The sequence below is a fragment of the Hyphomicrobium sp. DMF-1 genome, assembly GCF_027886585.1.
GTDB classification, from domain to species: Bacteria; Pseudomonadota; Alphaproteobacteria; order Rhizobiales; family Hyphomicrobiaceae; genus Hyphomicrobium_C; species Hyphomicrobium_C zavarzinii.
In genome coordinates this window covers 1,988,191-2,003,521 of the sequence record NZ_CP115706.1, presented here as the reverse complement: position 1 = coordinate 2,003,521, position 15,331 = coordinate 1,988,191, and the positions used below count along the sequence as shown (strand labels likewise).

At 64.3% G+C, this 15,331-nt stretch carries 14 protein-coding genes; 8 read left to right on the top strand and 6 right to left on the bottom strand.

Going from position 1 to position 15,331, the window contains the following annotated elements; all coding sequences use genetic code 11:
* The first annotated feature begins 1 nt into the window (after position 1).
* The 3 genes from PE058_RS09010 to PE058_RS09000 are packed head-to-tail and all read left to right on the top strand — an operon-like array spanning position 2 to position 3,827.
* Positions 2–748, top strand: coding sequence for an ABC transporter permease (locus PE058_RS09010; protein ID WP_020086760.1), 747 nt, complete (start codon positions 2–4; stop codon positions 746–748).
* A gap of 11 nt (positions 749–759) precedes the next feature.
* Entirely contained in the window at positions 760–2,772 is a 2,013-nt protein-coding gene (locus PE058_RS09005) for a GldG family protein (protein WP_271030385.1), read from the top strand.
* Between the two features lie 32 nt (positions 2,773–2,804).
* The gene (locus tag PE058_RS09000) at positions 2,805–3,827 is read left to right on the top strand and encodes a DUF4340 domain-containing protein (protein ID WP_020086762.1); all 1,023 of its coding nucleotides are present in this window, start codon (positions 2,805–2,807) and stop codon (positions 3,825–3,827) included.
* 27 nt (positions 3,828–3,854) lie between these two features.
* On the opposite strand, the gene PE058_RS08995 is transcribed toward PE058_RS09000, so the two are convergent.
* Together PE058_RS08995 and PE058_RS08990 are read right to left on the bottom strand one after the other, a co-directional pair.
* On the bottom strand, positions 3,855–4,787 hold the full coding sequence (locus PE058_RS08995) for a LysR family transcriptional regulator (RefSeq protein WP_020086763.1): 933 nt from the start codon (positions 4,785–4,787) through the stop codon (positions 3,855–3,857).
* Between the two features lie 53 nt (positions 4,788–4,840).
* Entirely contained in the window at positions 4,841–5,551 is a 711-nt protein-coding gene (locus PE058_RS08990) for a type 1 glutamine amidotransferase (protein WP_020086764.1), read from the bottom strand.
* A gap of 679 nt (positions 5,552–6,230) precedes the next feature.
* Here PE058_RS08990 and PE058_RS08985 point away from each other — a divergent pair.
* The 3 genes from PE058_RS08985 (at position 6,231) to PE058_RS08975 (ending at position 9,381) form a co-directional block, all read left to right on the top strand.
* Positions 6,231–7,643: an ammonium transporter gene (locus PE058_RS08985; RefSeq protein WP_020086765.1), complete on the top strand. Its 1,413-nt coding sequence runs from the start codon at positions 6,231–6,233 to the stop codon at positions 7,641–7,643.
* Positions 7,644–7,769: 126 nt separating this feature from the next.
* The gene (locus PE058_RS08980; protein ID WP_020086766.1) at positions 7,770–7,961 is read left to right on the top strand and encodes a hypothetical protein; all 192 of its coding nucleotides are present in this window, start codon (positions 7,770–7,772) and stop codon (positions 7,959–7,961) included.
* Positions 7,962–8,178: 217 nt separating this feature from the next.
* On the top strand, positions 8,179–9,381 hold the full coding sequence (locus tag PE058_RS08975; RefSeq protein ID WP_271030384.1) for a citrate transporter: 1,203 nt from the start codon (positions 8,179–8,181) through the stop codon (positions 9,379–9,381).
* A 9-nt stretch (positions 9,382–9,390) separates the two neighbouring features.
* Here PE058_RS08975 and PE058_RS08970 read toward each other — a convergent pair whose 3' ends face one another.
* The 4 genes from PE058_RS08970 to PE058_RS08955 all read right to left on the bottom strand — a co-directional run bounded on the left by PE058_RS08970 (position 9,391) and on the right by PE058_RS08955 (position 12,592).
* Positions 9,391–9,720, bottom strand: a complete 330-nt coding sequence (locus tag PE058_RS08970; RefSeq protein WP_271030383.1) for a MoaD/ThiS family protein — start codon at positions 9,718–9,720, stop codon at positions 9,391–9,393.
* 10 nt (positions 9,721–9,730) lie between these two features.
* Entirely contained in the window at positions 9,731–10,807 is a 1,077-nt protein-coding gene (locus PE058_RS08965; RefSeq protein WP_026868150.1) for a WD40/YVTN/BNR-like repeat-containing protein, read from the bottom strand.
* 145 nt (positions 10,808–10,952) lie between these two features.
* Positions 10,953–12,224: an RNA polymerase sigma factor gene (locus tag PE058_RS08960; protein WP_271030382.1), complete on the bottom strand. Its 1,272-nt coding sequence runs from the start codon at positions 12,222–12,224 to the stop codon at positions 10,953–10,955.
* Entirely contained in the window at positions 12,221–12,592 is a 372-nt protein-coding gene (locus PE058_RS08955; protein WP_271030381.1) for a YciI family protein, read from the bottom strand. The genes PE058_RS08960 and PE058_RS08955 overlap by 4 nt, the downstream gene beginning before the upstream one ends.
* Before the next feature lie 179 nt (positions 12,593–12,771).
* Here PE058_RS08955 and PE058_RS08950 point away from each other — a divergent pair, with 179 nt between their 5' ends.
* Positions 12,772–13,059, top strand: coding sequence for a hypothetical protein (locus PE058_RS08950; RefSeq protein WP_020086554.1), 288 nt, complete (start codon positions 12,772–12,774; stop codon positions 13,057–13,059).
* Between the two features lie 242 nt (positions 13,060–13,301).
* On the top strand, positions 13,302–15,224 hold the full coding sequence (locus PE058_RS08945; RefSeq protein WP_271030380.1) for a putative bifunctional diguanylate cyclase/phosphodiesterase: 1,923 nt from the start codon (positions 13,302–13,304) through the stop codon (positions 15,222–15,224).
* Positions 15,225–15,331 lie beyond the last annotated feature (107 nt).

The window sequence follows — 15,331 nt, the reverse complement described above, 5'->3', positions numbered from 1 at the left end:
CATGCGCGATACCCTGAAAACCGCCTACATCATTGCCAGGCGTGAGTTCGCGGCCTATTTCGCGACACCGCTGGCAGCCGTGTTCCTCACCATCTTCGTCGCCGCGACGGGCGCCTTCGCCTTCTACATCGGCGGCTTCTTCGAGCGCGGGCAGGCAAACCTCTTCGCCTTCTTCGCTTACCACCCCTGGCTTTACCTTCTGCTCGTGCCGGCCGTCGCCATGCGGCTGTGGGCGGAGGAGCGCAAGAGCGGCACCATCGAGTTGCTGATGACCCTCCCCGTCTCTCCGACTGAAGCGATCCTCGGCAAGTTCGCCGCCGCCTGGGCCTTCATCGGCCTCGCCCTGATCCTCACCTTCCCGATGTGGATCACCGTGAACATTCTGGGCAACCCGGACAACGGCGTGATCCTCACGAGCTACATCGGAAGCTTCCTGGTCGCGGGTGCGTTCCTCGCCATCGGTTCGTTCATCTCGGCCCTCACCAAGAACCAGGTGATCGCCTTCATTCTCTCCGCCACCATCTGCTTCCTGTTCCTCACCAGCGGCATGGAGCTGGTGCAGAACGTCTTGCGGAGCTGGACACCACGCATCGTCTCCGACGCCGTGGCGAGCATGAGCTTTCTCTCCCACTACGAGGAGATCACGCGCGGCGTGATCGGGCTCGACTCGATCGTCTTCTTTGCCTCCCTCATCGTCTTCGCGTTGTTCGCCAACGCGATCGCCGTCAGCCAGAAGAAATCCGCCTGAGGGCTCGCTCCATGAAAGATTTTCTCGCCTCCGCCTTCAACGGCCTCGTGGCCTACGCCTCGAAACTCAGCACCTCCCGCCTCGCCTGGGGCGGCCTCGCGCTTGCTGCCGTGACGCTGCTGTCGGTCAACCTGATCGCCTCGCAAACCCTGGGCGCCTGGAAAGCCGATCTCACCGAGGACAAACTCTACACTATCGCACCGGGCTCGGTCGCCGTGCTCCAGTCCATGGATGAGCCGGTGAAAGTGCGTCTCTACTTCTCGAAGAAGCTCGGCGAGCGAGGCTCCTCCATCACCCGCTATTTCGATCGTGTCCGCACGCTCCTCGATGAGTTCGGGCGCATCTCGGGCGGCAAGCTGCAGCTCGAGGTTCTCGATCCCGAGCCCTTCTCCGACGCCGAGGAGCGCGCCGTCGCGGCCGGCCTGATCGGAAAGCGCATCAACGCGGAAGGCGAGCTCGGCTACTTCGGGCTTGCCGCCACCAACTCCACCGACGACCAGGAGGTGATCGGCTTCCTCTCGCCGGATCGCGAAAGCTTCGTCGAGTACGACATCACCAAGCTGATCCACACGCTCTCCAATCCGAAGAAGCGCCGTGTAGGCATCATGACGTCGCTGCCCCTCGAAGGCGGCCAGTCTCCGATGGGCAATCAGCCAACTCCGCCGTGGCTCATCATGGGCCAGATCCGCGAGTTCTTTGACGTCGAGAACATCGAGCAGACCGTCAAGGAGATCCCGTCCCGCATCGACGTCCTGCTCGTCGCGCAGCCCACCCAGCTCACGCCCCAGGCGGCCTATGCGGTCGACCAGTATGCGCTGAAGGGCGGCAAGCTACTGGTGCTCATCGATCCCGTGGCGGAGGCCGCGCAATTGGAGTTGCTGCAGAAGCAGGGTAAAGGGCGCGCGGAGCTCGCCAAGCTGCTCAAGACCTGGGGCGTCGAGTTCGACCCGAACAAGGTCGCAGCCGACATCAAGCACGCGCGCCGCGTTCAGTTCGGCCGCAGCGAGCAAGGCATGGTGACGGAGTACGTCGCCTGGCTCGGGCTCGATCAATCCAACATCGACCAGAACGACGTACTCTCGAGCGGCATCAAGGTTTTGAACCTCGCATCCGCTGGCGTCCTGACCCCGGTCGCAGGGGCGAAGACCAAGGTCACGCCCATCGTCTCGACCTCGCCGGACGGCATGGAGATCGCGAGCAGCAAGGTCGGCATGGCCGCAGACCCCGTCGGCCTGATCCGCGCCTACAAACCGGGCGGGAAGCCCTTGACGCTCGCGGCGCGCATCTCCGGCGACGCGGCGACCTCGTTCCCCGACGGCGTGCCAGAGCCCGGCGACGAGAACGCGGACGCCAAGAAGGAAGTCGAGAACAAGCCTGATGGCACCGCCGCGGCGAAGCCCGAGGAGAAACCAGCCGAGACGAAGCCCGCCGTTGCGAAGAAACCCGGGCCCGGCCATGTCGCGAGCGGACACGTCAACGCCATCGTCATCGCCGACACCGACCTTCTCGCCGATCAGTTCTGGGTCGAGAACCGCCAGATGCTCGGACAGGAGCTGGTTGTGCCCTCCGCCCACAACGCCGCCTTCATCGTCAGCGCGCTCGAGAACCTGACCGGCAGCGACGCACTGATCGCACTGCGTGGCCGCGGCGTCCGCGAGCGCACTTTCACCCTCGTCGAGGATCTGCGCCGCGACGCCGAGCGCAAGTTTCGCGAGAAGGAGGAAGCCCTCACGGCAAAGCTGAAGTCGGTGGAGCAAGAGCTGGAGAAGCTGCAGAGCCCCGCCGCCCGCGGCACCATGATCGTCTCCGAGAAGGAGAACGCGGCCATCGAGAGCTTCAAGACCCAGATGCTCGAAACCCGCCGCGAGCTTCGTCAGGTCAAGCTGGAGCTGGGCCGCAACATCAAGACTCTCGACGGCCTGCTCCAGTTCGCGAACATCGCGCTGGTGCCGCTGCTGATCATTGCCGGCGGCGTGGGCTGGTCGTTCTGGCGCACCCGCCGGAAATCGGCCTCGAAATCCTGACCCCGACAGAAATGATGCTGGAGTGTTGAGCAATGACACCGAAACAGTTCGCAGGCCTCGCCGCCGCGGCAGCTCTCTCCTTGCTCGCCGCCATCCTCGTTTATGGATCCCGCACTGATTGGGCATCCGATGCGGCGGGGACAGGGCTTCTCTTCCCCGGCCTCAAGGCGGACGCCGAGAAGGTCTCTCGCATATCGGTCACCCAGGGAGACAAGACCGTCGCGATCGAGAAGGCGGGCGATCACTGGCTCATAAAGAGCCGCGATGGATACCCCGCGAGCGACGAGAAGGTGCGCGCGCTCCTCATCGCACTCTCCGATGCAACGCTGATCGATGCGAAGACAAAGAACCCCGAACGCTACTCCGTGCTGGAGGTCGAGGAGCCTGACGGAAAGAATGCCAGCTCCCGCCTGATCGAGCTCGAGGACGCGAGCGGCAAAAGCCTCGCCAAGGTCATCGCCGGAAAGGTGAAGCCATCCCCCACCGGCAATCGTCAGGCGAGCGGGGGAACCTATGTGCGCCGCCCGGGCGACCCCCAGAGCTGGCTCGCCAGCACCGGCATCGCTGGCGGCACCGGCCTCAAGGACTGGGCGAACGCGCGGGTGTTCGAGACCGCGACCGAGAAGGTGAAAACGCTCACCGTCGAGATCCCCGGCGAGGCCGCCTACGACATCAAGCGCGCAGCCGACGGAACGCACGAACTCGACGCCGTCCCGCCCGGCAAGAAGATCAAGTACGTGAACATGATCGACAACATCATCGAGGCGGCCTCCTTCCTCGATCTCGAAAACGTGCGCAAGGCAACGGGCGCCACGGGAGGAGATGCCGGCACTGTGAAATTCGAAACCGACGACGGGCTCAAGATCGCTCTCAAGGTGCGCCGCGAGAAGGATGGAGCCTGGGCCACGATCGAGGCGGCCGGCGAAGGCAACGCGAAGAAGGCGGCGGACGACATCGCGCTCAAGGCCAAAGGCTGGGAGTTCGAGATCCTGCCCTCCAAGGCCGACACCATGCTGAAGCGCCGCGACGATCTCCTGGAGGACGCCGCATCCTGATGTGCGGGCGCGCAGGAAGCCCGTTCGTCAGGACTTCACGGTCTCCGCCTTCATGACGTCGAACTGCTCCCACACCGGCTTTCCGAACCGCTCCACCAGGAAGTCGATGAAGAGCCGCGTCTTCGTGGCCAGGAACCTGTTGGGCGCATAGAGGGCGTGGATGGTTACGTTCTGCGGCGGATAGCTTGGCAGGATCACCACCAGGCGGCCTGCCGAGATATCCGAGCCCACGAGGAAGCTCGGCAGCCGCGCGATCCCGACACCCTTGAGCGCCGCGTCGCGCAACGTATCGCCGTTGTTGGAGCTGAGGCAGGCCGAGATCGGCACCGTGAGCGGCACCTCGTTGTCGGTGAGATGCCAGCGCGGAACCGTCGTCGAGTGGCCATAGTGCAGGCAGCGATGACTGATCAGATCCTGGGGGATCTCGGGCATCCCATGCCGTGCGATGTAGTCGGGGCTCGCCACCAGAACCACCCGCGCGCTCGAGATGCGCCGGGCGATCAGGCTCGAATCGACCATGGCTCCGATGCGCACGGTCAGATCCACGCCCTCCTCCAGCGGGTCGATCATACGGTCCGTCAGCGTCAGCTCCACCTTGAGCTCCGCGTAGCGCTTCATGAAATCAGCAACCGCCGTGCCGAGATAAAGCGTGCCGAACGACATCGGGCCGTTCACCTTCAGCACGCCCTTGGGCTCGTCATGCAGCCGCGAAACCTGCGCTTCTGTCTCGGAGATCTGAGCGAGGATGGCGAGACAGCGCTCGTAGTAGGCGAGGCCCGCTTCCGTCGGCGTCACCCGCCGCGTGGTTCTGTCCAGAAGTCTGGCCCCGAGTGCGTGCTCGAGCTGCGTAATGGCCTTGCTGATCGCAGACCGCGTGACCCCGAGACGGCGTGCCGCCTCCGAGAAGCTCCCGCTCGCCACCACTTTGGCGAGCACGTTCATTGCATCCAGCTTGTCCATCGCGCTCGTTGATTACCCCCCGCAGGTCGGAGACCGGGCCATAGCGGCGTGCCTCAGAGCAATGTTTTGAAATTCGAGTAGAGCGTACGGGCGACCGACGTATAGGCGGGCAGCCGCTGGGCGACATCGCCAGCCAGCCGGTCCACGATGCCGGCGCCGAGCGTGGCTTCGAGCGCCCGCGCGTACTCCGGAATGGCCGCCCAGTCCGCCACCGTCTCGTCGGTCACTTCCACGTGACACTGCAAACCGTAGGCATACTTTCCGTAGCGGAACGCCTGCATCTCACAGACGTCCGACCGCGCGAGCTGCACCGCGCCGTCGGGAAGGCTCTGCACTTCCGCTCCGTGCCACTGCAGAACCTCGATGGGATCGGGCACACCGGCGAATAAGGGATCGCGCCGCCCCTCCTCGGTCTGCCGGATAGTAAGCGTACCGACCTCCGCACGGCGTCCCGGCCCCACGCGCCCGCCCAGCGCATCCGCAAGGAGCTGATGACCGAGGCAGATGCCGAGATAAGGCCGGCCGAGATCGGCGACAAAACGGCGGATCGCGGCCTTCTCGGCCTTGAGCCAAGGGAAGGTGTCCTCCTGCCAGACGTCCTGAGGCCCCCCCATCACCATCATCACGTCGAAGGGCTCGAGATCGGGAATGGCCTCGCCCTGATCGAGCTCCACCGTGTGCCACGCAACCCCATCCTCACGGAGAAAGTCGCGGAACACGCCGGGATGCTCCACCGCGAGATGTTGCAGGACCAGGACCTTCATAGGTGCCACCCTCCTCGACCCGCCCGCGACTGGAAAAACCCCGCAGGAAAAGCCGTTTGCCTACCCCTTGAACCGAACGCCCGCGCTTTGCGTGGTGCGCACTTTCGCTTAGTTTTGAGAGAGACCGGTTGTCTCTCCACGGCCGCAAAGCGAACCCTCAACCGGCACGGACATTAACGTAGGCGGCACGTCGCCTACCTAACCGCACTTTCACCGCTGGCACAATAGTTGCCTCATAGGAAAATACATGAGGATGAATTAGACCGCAATTTTTTGTTCCATAGACTAAAGAGTTGGCGCCTCCGGGCCGCGTTTGGGCGGCCACCGGAGATTCCCGGAACTGCCTGGCGAACACGCGGCAACCGCAACTACCCCTCGATCTCAAACCTCCCGCCAGTCGTGGCGCTGCCTACGCACCGGGCCGGACGCACACCGATTGAGCATCGAAGCGAGCGGGCAAAACACCCCTCCTGACCGTCCCGCAGGTCAGCGCAGAAATTCAGAAAACCCAGGTTTCACCGCTGCTTGCGCGGCCATCGCCTGCGATGGCCGGGGACACTTTCATGTCTGGCACAAGAGTTGCCTCAAGGGAAAACGAGGCACCAGGCGGTCACGGGATCGGGCGTGGCGTGCGCCTGCGGAGCTGGGGCTGGCACTGCTGGTAGCAGGGGAGATTCAAATGGCTGACCAAGCGACAGCGATGACGACGCTGTTCACAGAGTTCTACTTCTTTCTATGTATCGTCCTGATGTTCTTCATCCACATCGGCTTCTGCATGTACGAAGTCGGCGTGGCGCGCACCAAGAACGTCCAACACACGCTGCTCAAGAACGCGATGGCGATCCCGACGATCGGCATCGCGTTTTATCTTTTCGGAATGTGGATCTACATCGCGCTTCAGAGCTGGCCGATCGGCTCGTCCGAGGTGAGCTTCTCCACCGGCTTCGAGCCCTGGTCCAAGACCCTTGCGCCGAACCTCGCCGACCGCATCTCGGGCGTCTTCCTCGGCGCTTTCATGCTGTTCGGAATGACGGCAGGCTCGATCGTCTCGGGCTCCATCATCGAGCGCTCGAAGACCATCGGCTTCCTCATCATCGCCGTCTACATCGGCGCGATCGCCTGGGTCGTGCCGGCCGCATGGGCCTGGGCAGGCAACGGCTGGATGGTCCAGTACCTCGGATATCACGACCAGTACTGCTCGGCGATCCTGCACAGCGTCGCCGGCTTCGGTGCGCTGGCCGTGCTTCTGAACCTCGGACCGCGCATCGGCAAGTTCGACGCCAACGGCGAGCCTCGCGAGATCCCGGCCCACAACCCCTGGATGGTCACGCTCGGCCTCTTCATGATCTACGTGGGCTTCTTCGGCTTCTACGCCGCCTGCCACATCCCGATCGTCAACATCGCGGCCGAAGGCCAGCCCGAGTACTGGACGGCCACCAACATCTACGGCTTCCCGATCACGCTCTCGGGCGTCACCATGAACTTCCTGCTGGCGCTGCTCGCGGGCATGATGACGGCCTACATGGTCTCGGGCGGCAACGCGTTCTGGACCTTCTCCGGCGGCCTCACCGGCCTCATCAGCGCGAGCTCCGGCAACGACCTCTACCATCCCGTTGTCGCGGCCACGCTCGCCGTCGTCGGCACCGCCTTCGGCTACTACATGCACAACTGGGTCGAGAAGAAGTACAAGCTCGACGACGCGGTTGGCGCGGTTGCCGTCCACGGCTACTGCGGCGTGTTCGGCGGCATCGCGGCCGGCTTCCTGCTGTGGGGCTATCCCGCCATCAACCCCAGCGCAGGCACGCTCGTGGCGCTGTCCGAGGGCGCGGGCTGGTTCGGCACCAACGCCGAAGGCATCCCGATCATCACGCCGATCGGCAATACCATCGGCACGCTCGTGTTCGCGATCGGCTTCGGCTTCATCCCGACCTACGTCATCGCCAAGGTGCTGAAGTCGTTCGGCATGCTCCGCGTCGATCCGAAAGTCGAGCTGACCGGCCTCGACGGCGACAGCAAGTCCACCACCTACCCGAACCTCTCGGGCGCGGAAGCCGCTTTCGAAGCGCTTCAGCGCAAGGAAGCGAAGGCCTGAAAAGCTCTCGGAATGGCCGCGCGCCGTTCCGCACTATCGGCCGAAGCAGAATTCTAGGGCGCCGCGTACGCGGACTGCGCCGAGGCGCCCTGGATCTCACCACCCAACTTGAAAGGAGAGCACACCATGTCGACCGGCATCTCATCTCTCAACAAGCTCAGCGAAGTCACCACCGTCTATCCGTTCGCCGGAATGGAGGTCCCGTTCGCCATCGCCACCCTGGGCTTCTTCGTCGTCTTCCTCGGATGGCAGTTCGTGATGGAGGCCAAGCACCACAAGGCGATCATCGGCAGCTTCACCGCAAGCCCAGCCGAGTGACGCACTAATACACACGGACAGGTTTCCGCCGGCTGGCCGAGCACCCTGGCCGGCGGAGGCGTACTCGAGGCCCCGAGACCACCTCGGCTTGAGGCCTCGAGGTTTTTTTGCCATCGCGGATATGACGGCCCCGCCCTGCGCCAGGCCAGCACACGGCGATGGACTTCCCGGGCCCGCCGCGCTCTAGTATCGAGGCAGACTTTCACCCGCCCGCCGCATGACGCTCTCGTTCCCCTCCATTCCGGTCGAGCTCTGGATGTTCGCGGCGATTCTCGCTGCGATCGCCCTGTTTCATCGCTTTACGCTCGTGGTCTCTCTCGCGGGCCTCGCCAGCATCGTGGCCTACAAGCTCGCGGTCACGGGCTTCAAGGCGGGCCCTGGCCTCGCGGGCCTCGGCATCCACTTCGCCCACGAAGCGGTGCTGCTCGCCAATTTGTTCATGCTGCTCACCGGCTTCGCGATCCTCGCACGCCATTTCGAGGAGTCGCAGGTGCCCGCCATCATGCCCAACCTGCTGCCGGATACCTGGATGGGCGGCGTGGTGCTGCTTGGGCTCATCTTCGTAATCTCCGCATTCCTCGACAACATCGCGGCCGCCATCATCGGCGGCACCGTCGCGCGCACCGTTTTCCAAGGACGCGTGCACATCGGATATCTGGCCGCCATCGTCGCCGCCTCCAACGCGGGCGGCTCGGGCAGCGTCGTCGGCGACACCACGACGACCATGCTCTGGATCTCGGGCGTGAGCCCTATGTCGGTGCTGGAAGCTTATGTGGCCGCAGGCCTCGCCTTCGCCGTGTTCGCCATCCCGGCCGCGCTCAGCCAGCACCGGTTCCAGCCCATCATGAAGGACGCCCCACTCGGAACGGCCATCGTGCCGGGGCGCATCGCCATCGTGGTCTTCATCCTCGTGAGCGCGATCGCGGCCAACGTGCTCGCCACGCTCTATGCACCCGAAATCCTGGATCGCGTCCCCCTCGTCGGCCTCGCCGTCTGGGCGGCGATCGGGCTCGCGGCTCCCCTGCACCGGCCGGACTGGAGCATCCTGCCGGACGCCGTGAAGGGCACGGTCTTCCTGCTCGCCCTCGTGAGCGCCGCGTCACTGATGCCGATCGAGGCCCTGCCCGCCGCGTCCGTGCCGACCGCCCTCATGCTGGGTTTCGTATCCGCCGTTTTCGACAACATTCCCCTCACGGCTCTCGCCATCAAGCAGGGAGGCTACGATTGGGGCTATCTCGCTTACGCGGTAGGCTTCGGCGGATCGATGATCTGGTTCGGCTCCTCCGCGGGCGTGGCGTTGACCAACCTTTTTCCCGAGGCCCGCTCAGTCGCCGCCTGGCTCCAGGCCGGCTGGTACATCCCGCTCGCCTACGTCGCGGGCTTCCTCGCCATGCTGGGAATCCTCGGATGGTCTCCGTGACCCGGCAAGCTAGCCGCCCGAGATCGCCGTCAACACATACACCTTGCCGCCATCGCGAAGCGCCGTATCGAGCGATGCGCGCTGCCCTTCGACGAAGATATTGATGTGACGGCGAACGCGCGGCGTGGAATCACAAAGCCGGTCGCCCATGCCCGGCCAGCGGCGTTCGAGCGCGGCAATCATCTCGCGCACGGTCTCTGCCGAAACCTCAACCTCGCGCTGCGCCTCCGGATAGAGATCCAGCAACGCACGCGGCAACAGAACCGAGACGCGGCACGTTGCGTCCGCGGCCCCTACGCCGTCGCCTTGCTCGATTTCCGTCACCGCCTCACCCTTCATGGCTCCCGCTTCAGTCGACGACCAGCGTTTCTACGGACGAGATGGCCGGCAGATGCTGCGCAAGGCAGGCCCAGCTCTCGCCCTCGTCGGCACTGGCGTACAGACAGCCGCCGCCCGTTCCGAAGTAGACGCCCGCAGGCTCCAGCTTGTCTGTCGCGAGCGCCTGGCGCAACACGCCGAAATAAGCGTCTTGTTGCGGCAGCCCATTGCGAAGCGCCGTCCACGACGAACCCCCGTCGCGCGTGCGCCAGACGGCAGCCCTCGCGTCCGGCATATAGCGGCCATTTACATCGCCGTTGAGCGGAAGCAGGAACAGCGTATCCGGATCGCGCGGATGCACGGCGGCCGGGAATCCGAATGTCGAGGGAAGCCCCGCCTCGATGCTCTTCCACACCTTGCCGCCGTCGTCGCTGCGATACATGCCGCAGTGGTTCTGCTGGTAGAGCCTGTCCGATCCATCGGGAGCCAGCGCGAGACTATGCACGCACTGGCCATATTCGGGATAGCGCTGGTCTTCCGGCATGTAGTCGGCCCGGGTACCCTTGTTGCGAGGCTCCCACGTCTCCCCTCCATCCGCCGAATGAAACACGCCGGCGGAAGAGATTCCGACCCAGAGCTTCCTCTCGTCTTTCGGATGCTGCACGATCACGTGCAGAATGAGCCCGCCGCCACCCGGCTGCCAGTGCGGGCGCGAAGGGTGGTCGCGCAGGCCGCCGACGTGTGACCATGTCTCGCCGCCGTCTGCGCTCTTGAAGAGTCCCGCCGGCTCGACGCCCGCATAAAGCGCGTCCGTCCCTTGAGCGAGGCTCCATGCCGCCGCGATCGGGGTCTCGCCCTCCGCGTAGGAAAGGCCGGCGCTCGAATGGGTCCAGGTCTCTCCGAGATCGGTCGATTTCCACACCGCCGGGCCGAACCACGCATTGCCGCCCGCCGCATAGATGTTGCCCGTGCCGGGGTCGCCGATCACGTGCTGGATCGGCCACGTGTTGCAAAAGGGGCCGCGTAACGACCACGAACGGCGCCCTGCATCGCTTTCGAGGATGAACGTCCCCTTTTTCGTTCCGATGAGAACGAGCACCTTCGCCATGGCGTCCTCCTGCCTTCCGATGTTGCCGTCACCCGTACGCGACGGAAGCTGCATAAATCGAGACTAGGACGGAACTGGGTCTTTCGATCCGACAGTCCGGCCGAAATAATCCTCAGAAGCCATGTAGCCCGGGAATGCCGCCGTCTTAGCGCGGCGGCGACGCCCCCTCCTTCCGGCTGTCGCGGGCGAGCCGGTCGAGATGACCGCGAATGTGCTGCGCCTCCTGTGCGGTCCGCGCGAGCGCGATGGCCCGGTCGAAAGCCTCGCGGGCTTCGTCCGCCCGCCCGATCTCCGAAAGTAACGCGCCCTTGAGCCCGAAAAAGTGGAAGTAGCCGGAAAGCTTGGGCGCCAGCGGCTCGATCATGGCGAGCGCGGCCTTCGCACCCCGCACCTTGCTGACGGCCACCGCGCGATTGAGCGTCACCACCGGCGACGGCTGCAAGCGCTCGAGCGTGCTGTAGAGAAGATCGATCTGCGTCCAGTCCGTGTCCTCGAAGCGCTCCGCCGTCGAGTGGAGCGAGGCTATGGCCGCCTGGATCTGATAGGGCCCCGGCTGCCGGTGGCGCATTGCCTTGTCGATGAGCGCGCTGCCCTCCGCGATCAGGGCCTTGTTCCAGAGACCCCGATCCTGGTTCTCGAGCAGCACGATCGCTCCATCGCCATCGAGCCGGGCCGCGCACCGCGCATGTTGAAAGAGAAGCAGCGACGCGAGCCCCAGGATTTCGGGCTCCGAGGGAAACAGCCGCAACAGAAGCCGCGCCAGACGGATGGCCTCCTCGCAAAGCGGAAGCCGCACGTGCACGTCGCCCCCGCTCGCCGAGTAACCCTCGTTGAAGATCAGGTAGATCATCGCCGCGACGGTGCCGAGCCGTTCGCTCCGCTCGATAGGCCCCGGCGTCTCGAAGGGAACCTGCGCCTCCGCCACGCGGCGCTTCGCGCGGGTGATGCGCTGCTCCATGGCGGCTTCGCTGACGAGAAACGCCCGCGCGATCTCACCGACCGTGAGACCGGAGACGACGCGCAGCGCGAGCGCGATCTGCTGTGTGGATGGAAGATCGGGATGACAGCAGATGAAGAGCAGCCGCAGGATGTCGTCGCGGTAATGCCCGTCGTCCAAGCGCTCGACCAGCGCCCCTTCCGCATCGTCGAGATCCGACAGCGACGCCTCGTCCGGCAGCGTCTCCGACTTCTGCTCCCGCCTCAGGGCGTCGATCGCAACGTTTCGCCCGACCATGATCAGCCAAGCCACCGGATCGCGCGGAGGTCCGTTCTGCGGCCACGACTTGAGCGCACGGAGAGAGGCTTCCTGAAACGCCTCCTCAGCGCGGTCGAGATCGCGGAAGTAGCGGAGCAGCGCCGCCATCACCTGAGGACGCGCTCCGGTCACAGCCGCATCGAGCCAGGCGAGATCGGTCACGAGTTGGCGCTCCAATCCACGAAGTAGCCGATGGGACGCACTTCGTAGGCCCCGCCTGGGTTGACCTCGGCAAGCTCCTTTGTGAACGCCAGCGCCTCCTCGAGCCCGGACGCTTCGATGACGAAGAACCCGAGCAGTTGCTCCTTCGTTTCCGCGAAGGGACCGTCGAGCACCACGGAGGGCTCGTGGTCTTTCCGCAAAGTCGTGGCCGCCGTCGTCGGCATCAGGCGGGCGACCGGCCCGAGCTTGCCCGCCTTGGCCCACCGCTCCTGCACCACCGCGAGTTTGGCCATCACCTCGTCGTCGTGCTCCTTGCTCCAGGCGCAAACCACATTTTCCGAATGATAACAAAGAACTGCGTACTTCATACCGGTCCTTCCCTTGCCGTCGTGCTCACCAAGGACGTTCGAGACTAGTCGATCCCGACCGCATGGCGCAGGATCCCGACGCGAAATTCGAAATGTTTTCATCTCGTTCCGCCGGGAACAGCGTGCGGGGCGGTTTTGAGCGAAATTTCTCCCATCAACCCCTGGCGATGGAGAGAGCCATGACCCCGATCACCACCATCCTGACGGCCCGCGCAGCCCTCGCAGCCGCTCTCGCACTCGGCAGCCTCGCCGCCTCCGGCCACGCCAATGCCACCAGCCTCGCCGTGAAGATGGCCTGCGCCTCCGACTACTACGCCCACTGCAGCCAGCACGATCCGGACAGCTCCGGCGTCCGCCAGTGCATGCGCGCCGTCGGCAAGAACCTCTCCTCGCGTTGCATCAACGCGCTCGTCGCCGCCGGCGAGGTTTCCAAGTCGGTCGTCGAAAAGAAGGTCGCCTCCAAGTAAGCGTGGCCGCTTTCGCAAAAATCAGCGTCTTTCCCGGTCGCACGATCGGATGAGAAAAGGCCGGGGCGTCTCTCCACGCTCCGGCCTTTCCATTTGCAGGGCGTTTACAGTTGCATGGGGAATTATCAATCGGAGCAATACTAGAAAAATATTAGAAGGTATTGGCTATAAGTACGCACCCTCGGGCCAGCCGAGACGGAGCGTCTCTCGTGAATTCCGTTTTAACGAGTGCAGTGCAGTTCATGTCCGTGCCCACGGACAATCCTGCGCTGCTGAAAGCGCAGCATCGGGCGATCTCGCGCCAGATGCCCATGATGTATTTCATCCTCATGGCGAACACGTGGGCCGTCGCCGTCACGCATATGTCTTTCGCGCCGTTCTGGCTGACGGCTGTCATTCCGAGCGTCTTCACCGTGGTGTGCGCCGTTCGTGCTGCCCATTGGGTGAAATCCCATAAGATCGCCCCCGATCCCGAGACGGCCTGGCACGAGCTGAACCGCACCAATCGCCTCGCGGCGGTCATCGCCATCGTGTTCACGGCCTGGTCGTTCACCCTCTTCCCCTACGGCGATGCCTATACGAAATCGCACGTTGCCTTCTACATGGCGATCACCGTCATCGCCTGCATCTTCTGCCTGATGTATCTGCGATCGGCCGCCTTCGCCGTGACCGCGATCGTCAACGGCGCCTTCATCGCCTTCTTCGTCTCCACCGGCCAGCCGACGTTCATCGCCATCGCCATCAACATCGTGCTCGTTTGCGCGGGCATGTTGGCGATCCTGCTGATCAACTACCAAAACTTCGCCCGCATGATCGGCGCCCAGGAGGAAACCCAGGCGCTGAGCAACGAAAATCTGCGCTTGGCGAACCTGGACAGCCTGACCGGCCTGCCGAACCGGCGCGCCTTCTTCACCCATCTCAACACAGAGCTCGAAGAGGCGAGAGAAAAGGGCAAGCGCCTCGCGGTCGGCATCATCGATCTCGATGGGTTCAAGCCCGTGAACGACCTCTACGGCCATTCGACGGGCGACAGGCTGCTGACCGCCGTTGGCGAGCGGCTATCCGCCTTCTGCATGACGGGAAGCATGTTCTTCTCCCGTCTCGGCGGGGACGAGTTTGCGTTCGTGCTGTCCGGCGCGCCCGACGACCAGGGCATCGTCGCGAAGGCAGACGAGATCTGCGCCGCCCTCCAAACGCCGTTCGAGCTATCGGAAGGCACCGTCTTCATTTCGGGCTCCATCGGCATCTCGGTATTTCCGCAGACAGCCTCCACCTTCGAGCAGCTCTTCGACCGGGCCGACTACGCTCTCTATCACGGCAAGCGCGCGAAACGTGGCTGCAGCACGCTCTTCACCACGACCCACCACGCCCAGATTCATCGCGATGCGCGCATCGAGCAGACGCTGAAGCAGGCCGATCTCGACGGGGAGCTGGCGGTCGTATTCCAGCCGATCGTCGACATTCGCACCCAGCGCGCGATCAGCTTCGAGGCGCTTGCACGCTGGACGAGCCCGGTGCTCGGACAAGTCTCGCCGGGCCACTTCATTCCTGTCGCCGAGCGCGCGGGCATTGTCAGCAGCCTGACACGCCCGCTCTTGCGCAAGGCGCTCTCCATCGCGTGCGAATGGCCGGACGACTTGCGGCTTTCGTTCAACCTCTCAGCCCACGACCTCAACACCTCTGACAGCATCCTCGCCTTGGTCGGCATCATCCAGAAAAGCGGCTTCGACTCGAGCCGCCTCGACCTCGAGATCACGGAAACCGCCTTCGCCCACGATTTCGACCAGGTGCAGAAGTCCATCGACATGCTCCGCCTGCTCGGATGCGGGATCACGCTCGACGACTTCGGAACGGGCTACTCGAGCCTGACGCAACTCCACGCGCTGCCACTGACGAAGATCAAGATCGACCGCAGCTTCGTCATTGGCCTGCACGAGCGCCCTGCAAGCTACAAGATCGTGAAATCCCTGCTGGCCCTGAGCCGCGACATGGGACTCGATTGCGTCATCGAAGGCGTCGAGACCAAAGCCGAATTGGCGACCCTCAAGAAGCTGGGCGGCGTCATGGCCCAGGGCTATCTCTACTCCCCGCCCCTCCCGGCCAGCGAAATCGCAAATCTCATCGCGCGCTGGAACACTCCGGCCGAAGCCGCTTCCGCCGGGTAATAGTGCGCAACGGCGAACCCACTCGGACTACCCCCCGCACATTCGCAAGGCCGCATCGGCACCACCGGCAACCACGCCGAGTTTGAGACTGCGCGCGCAAGATTCAT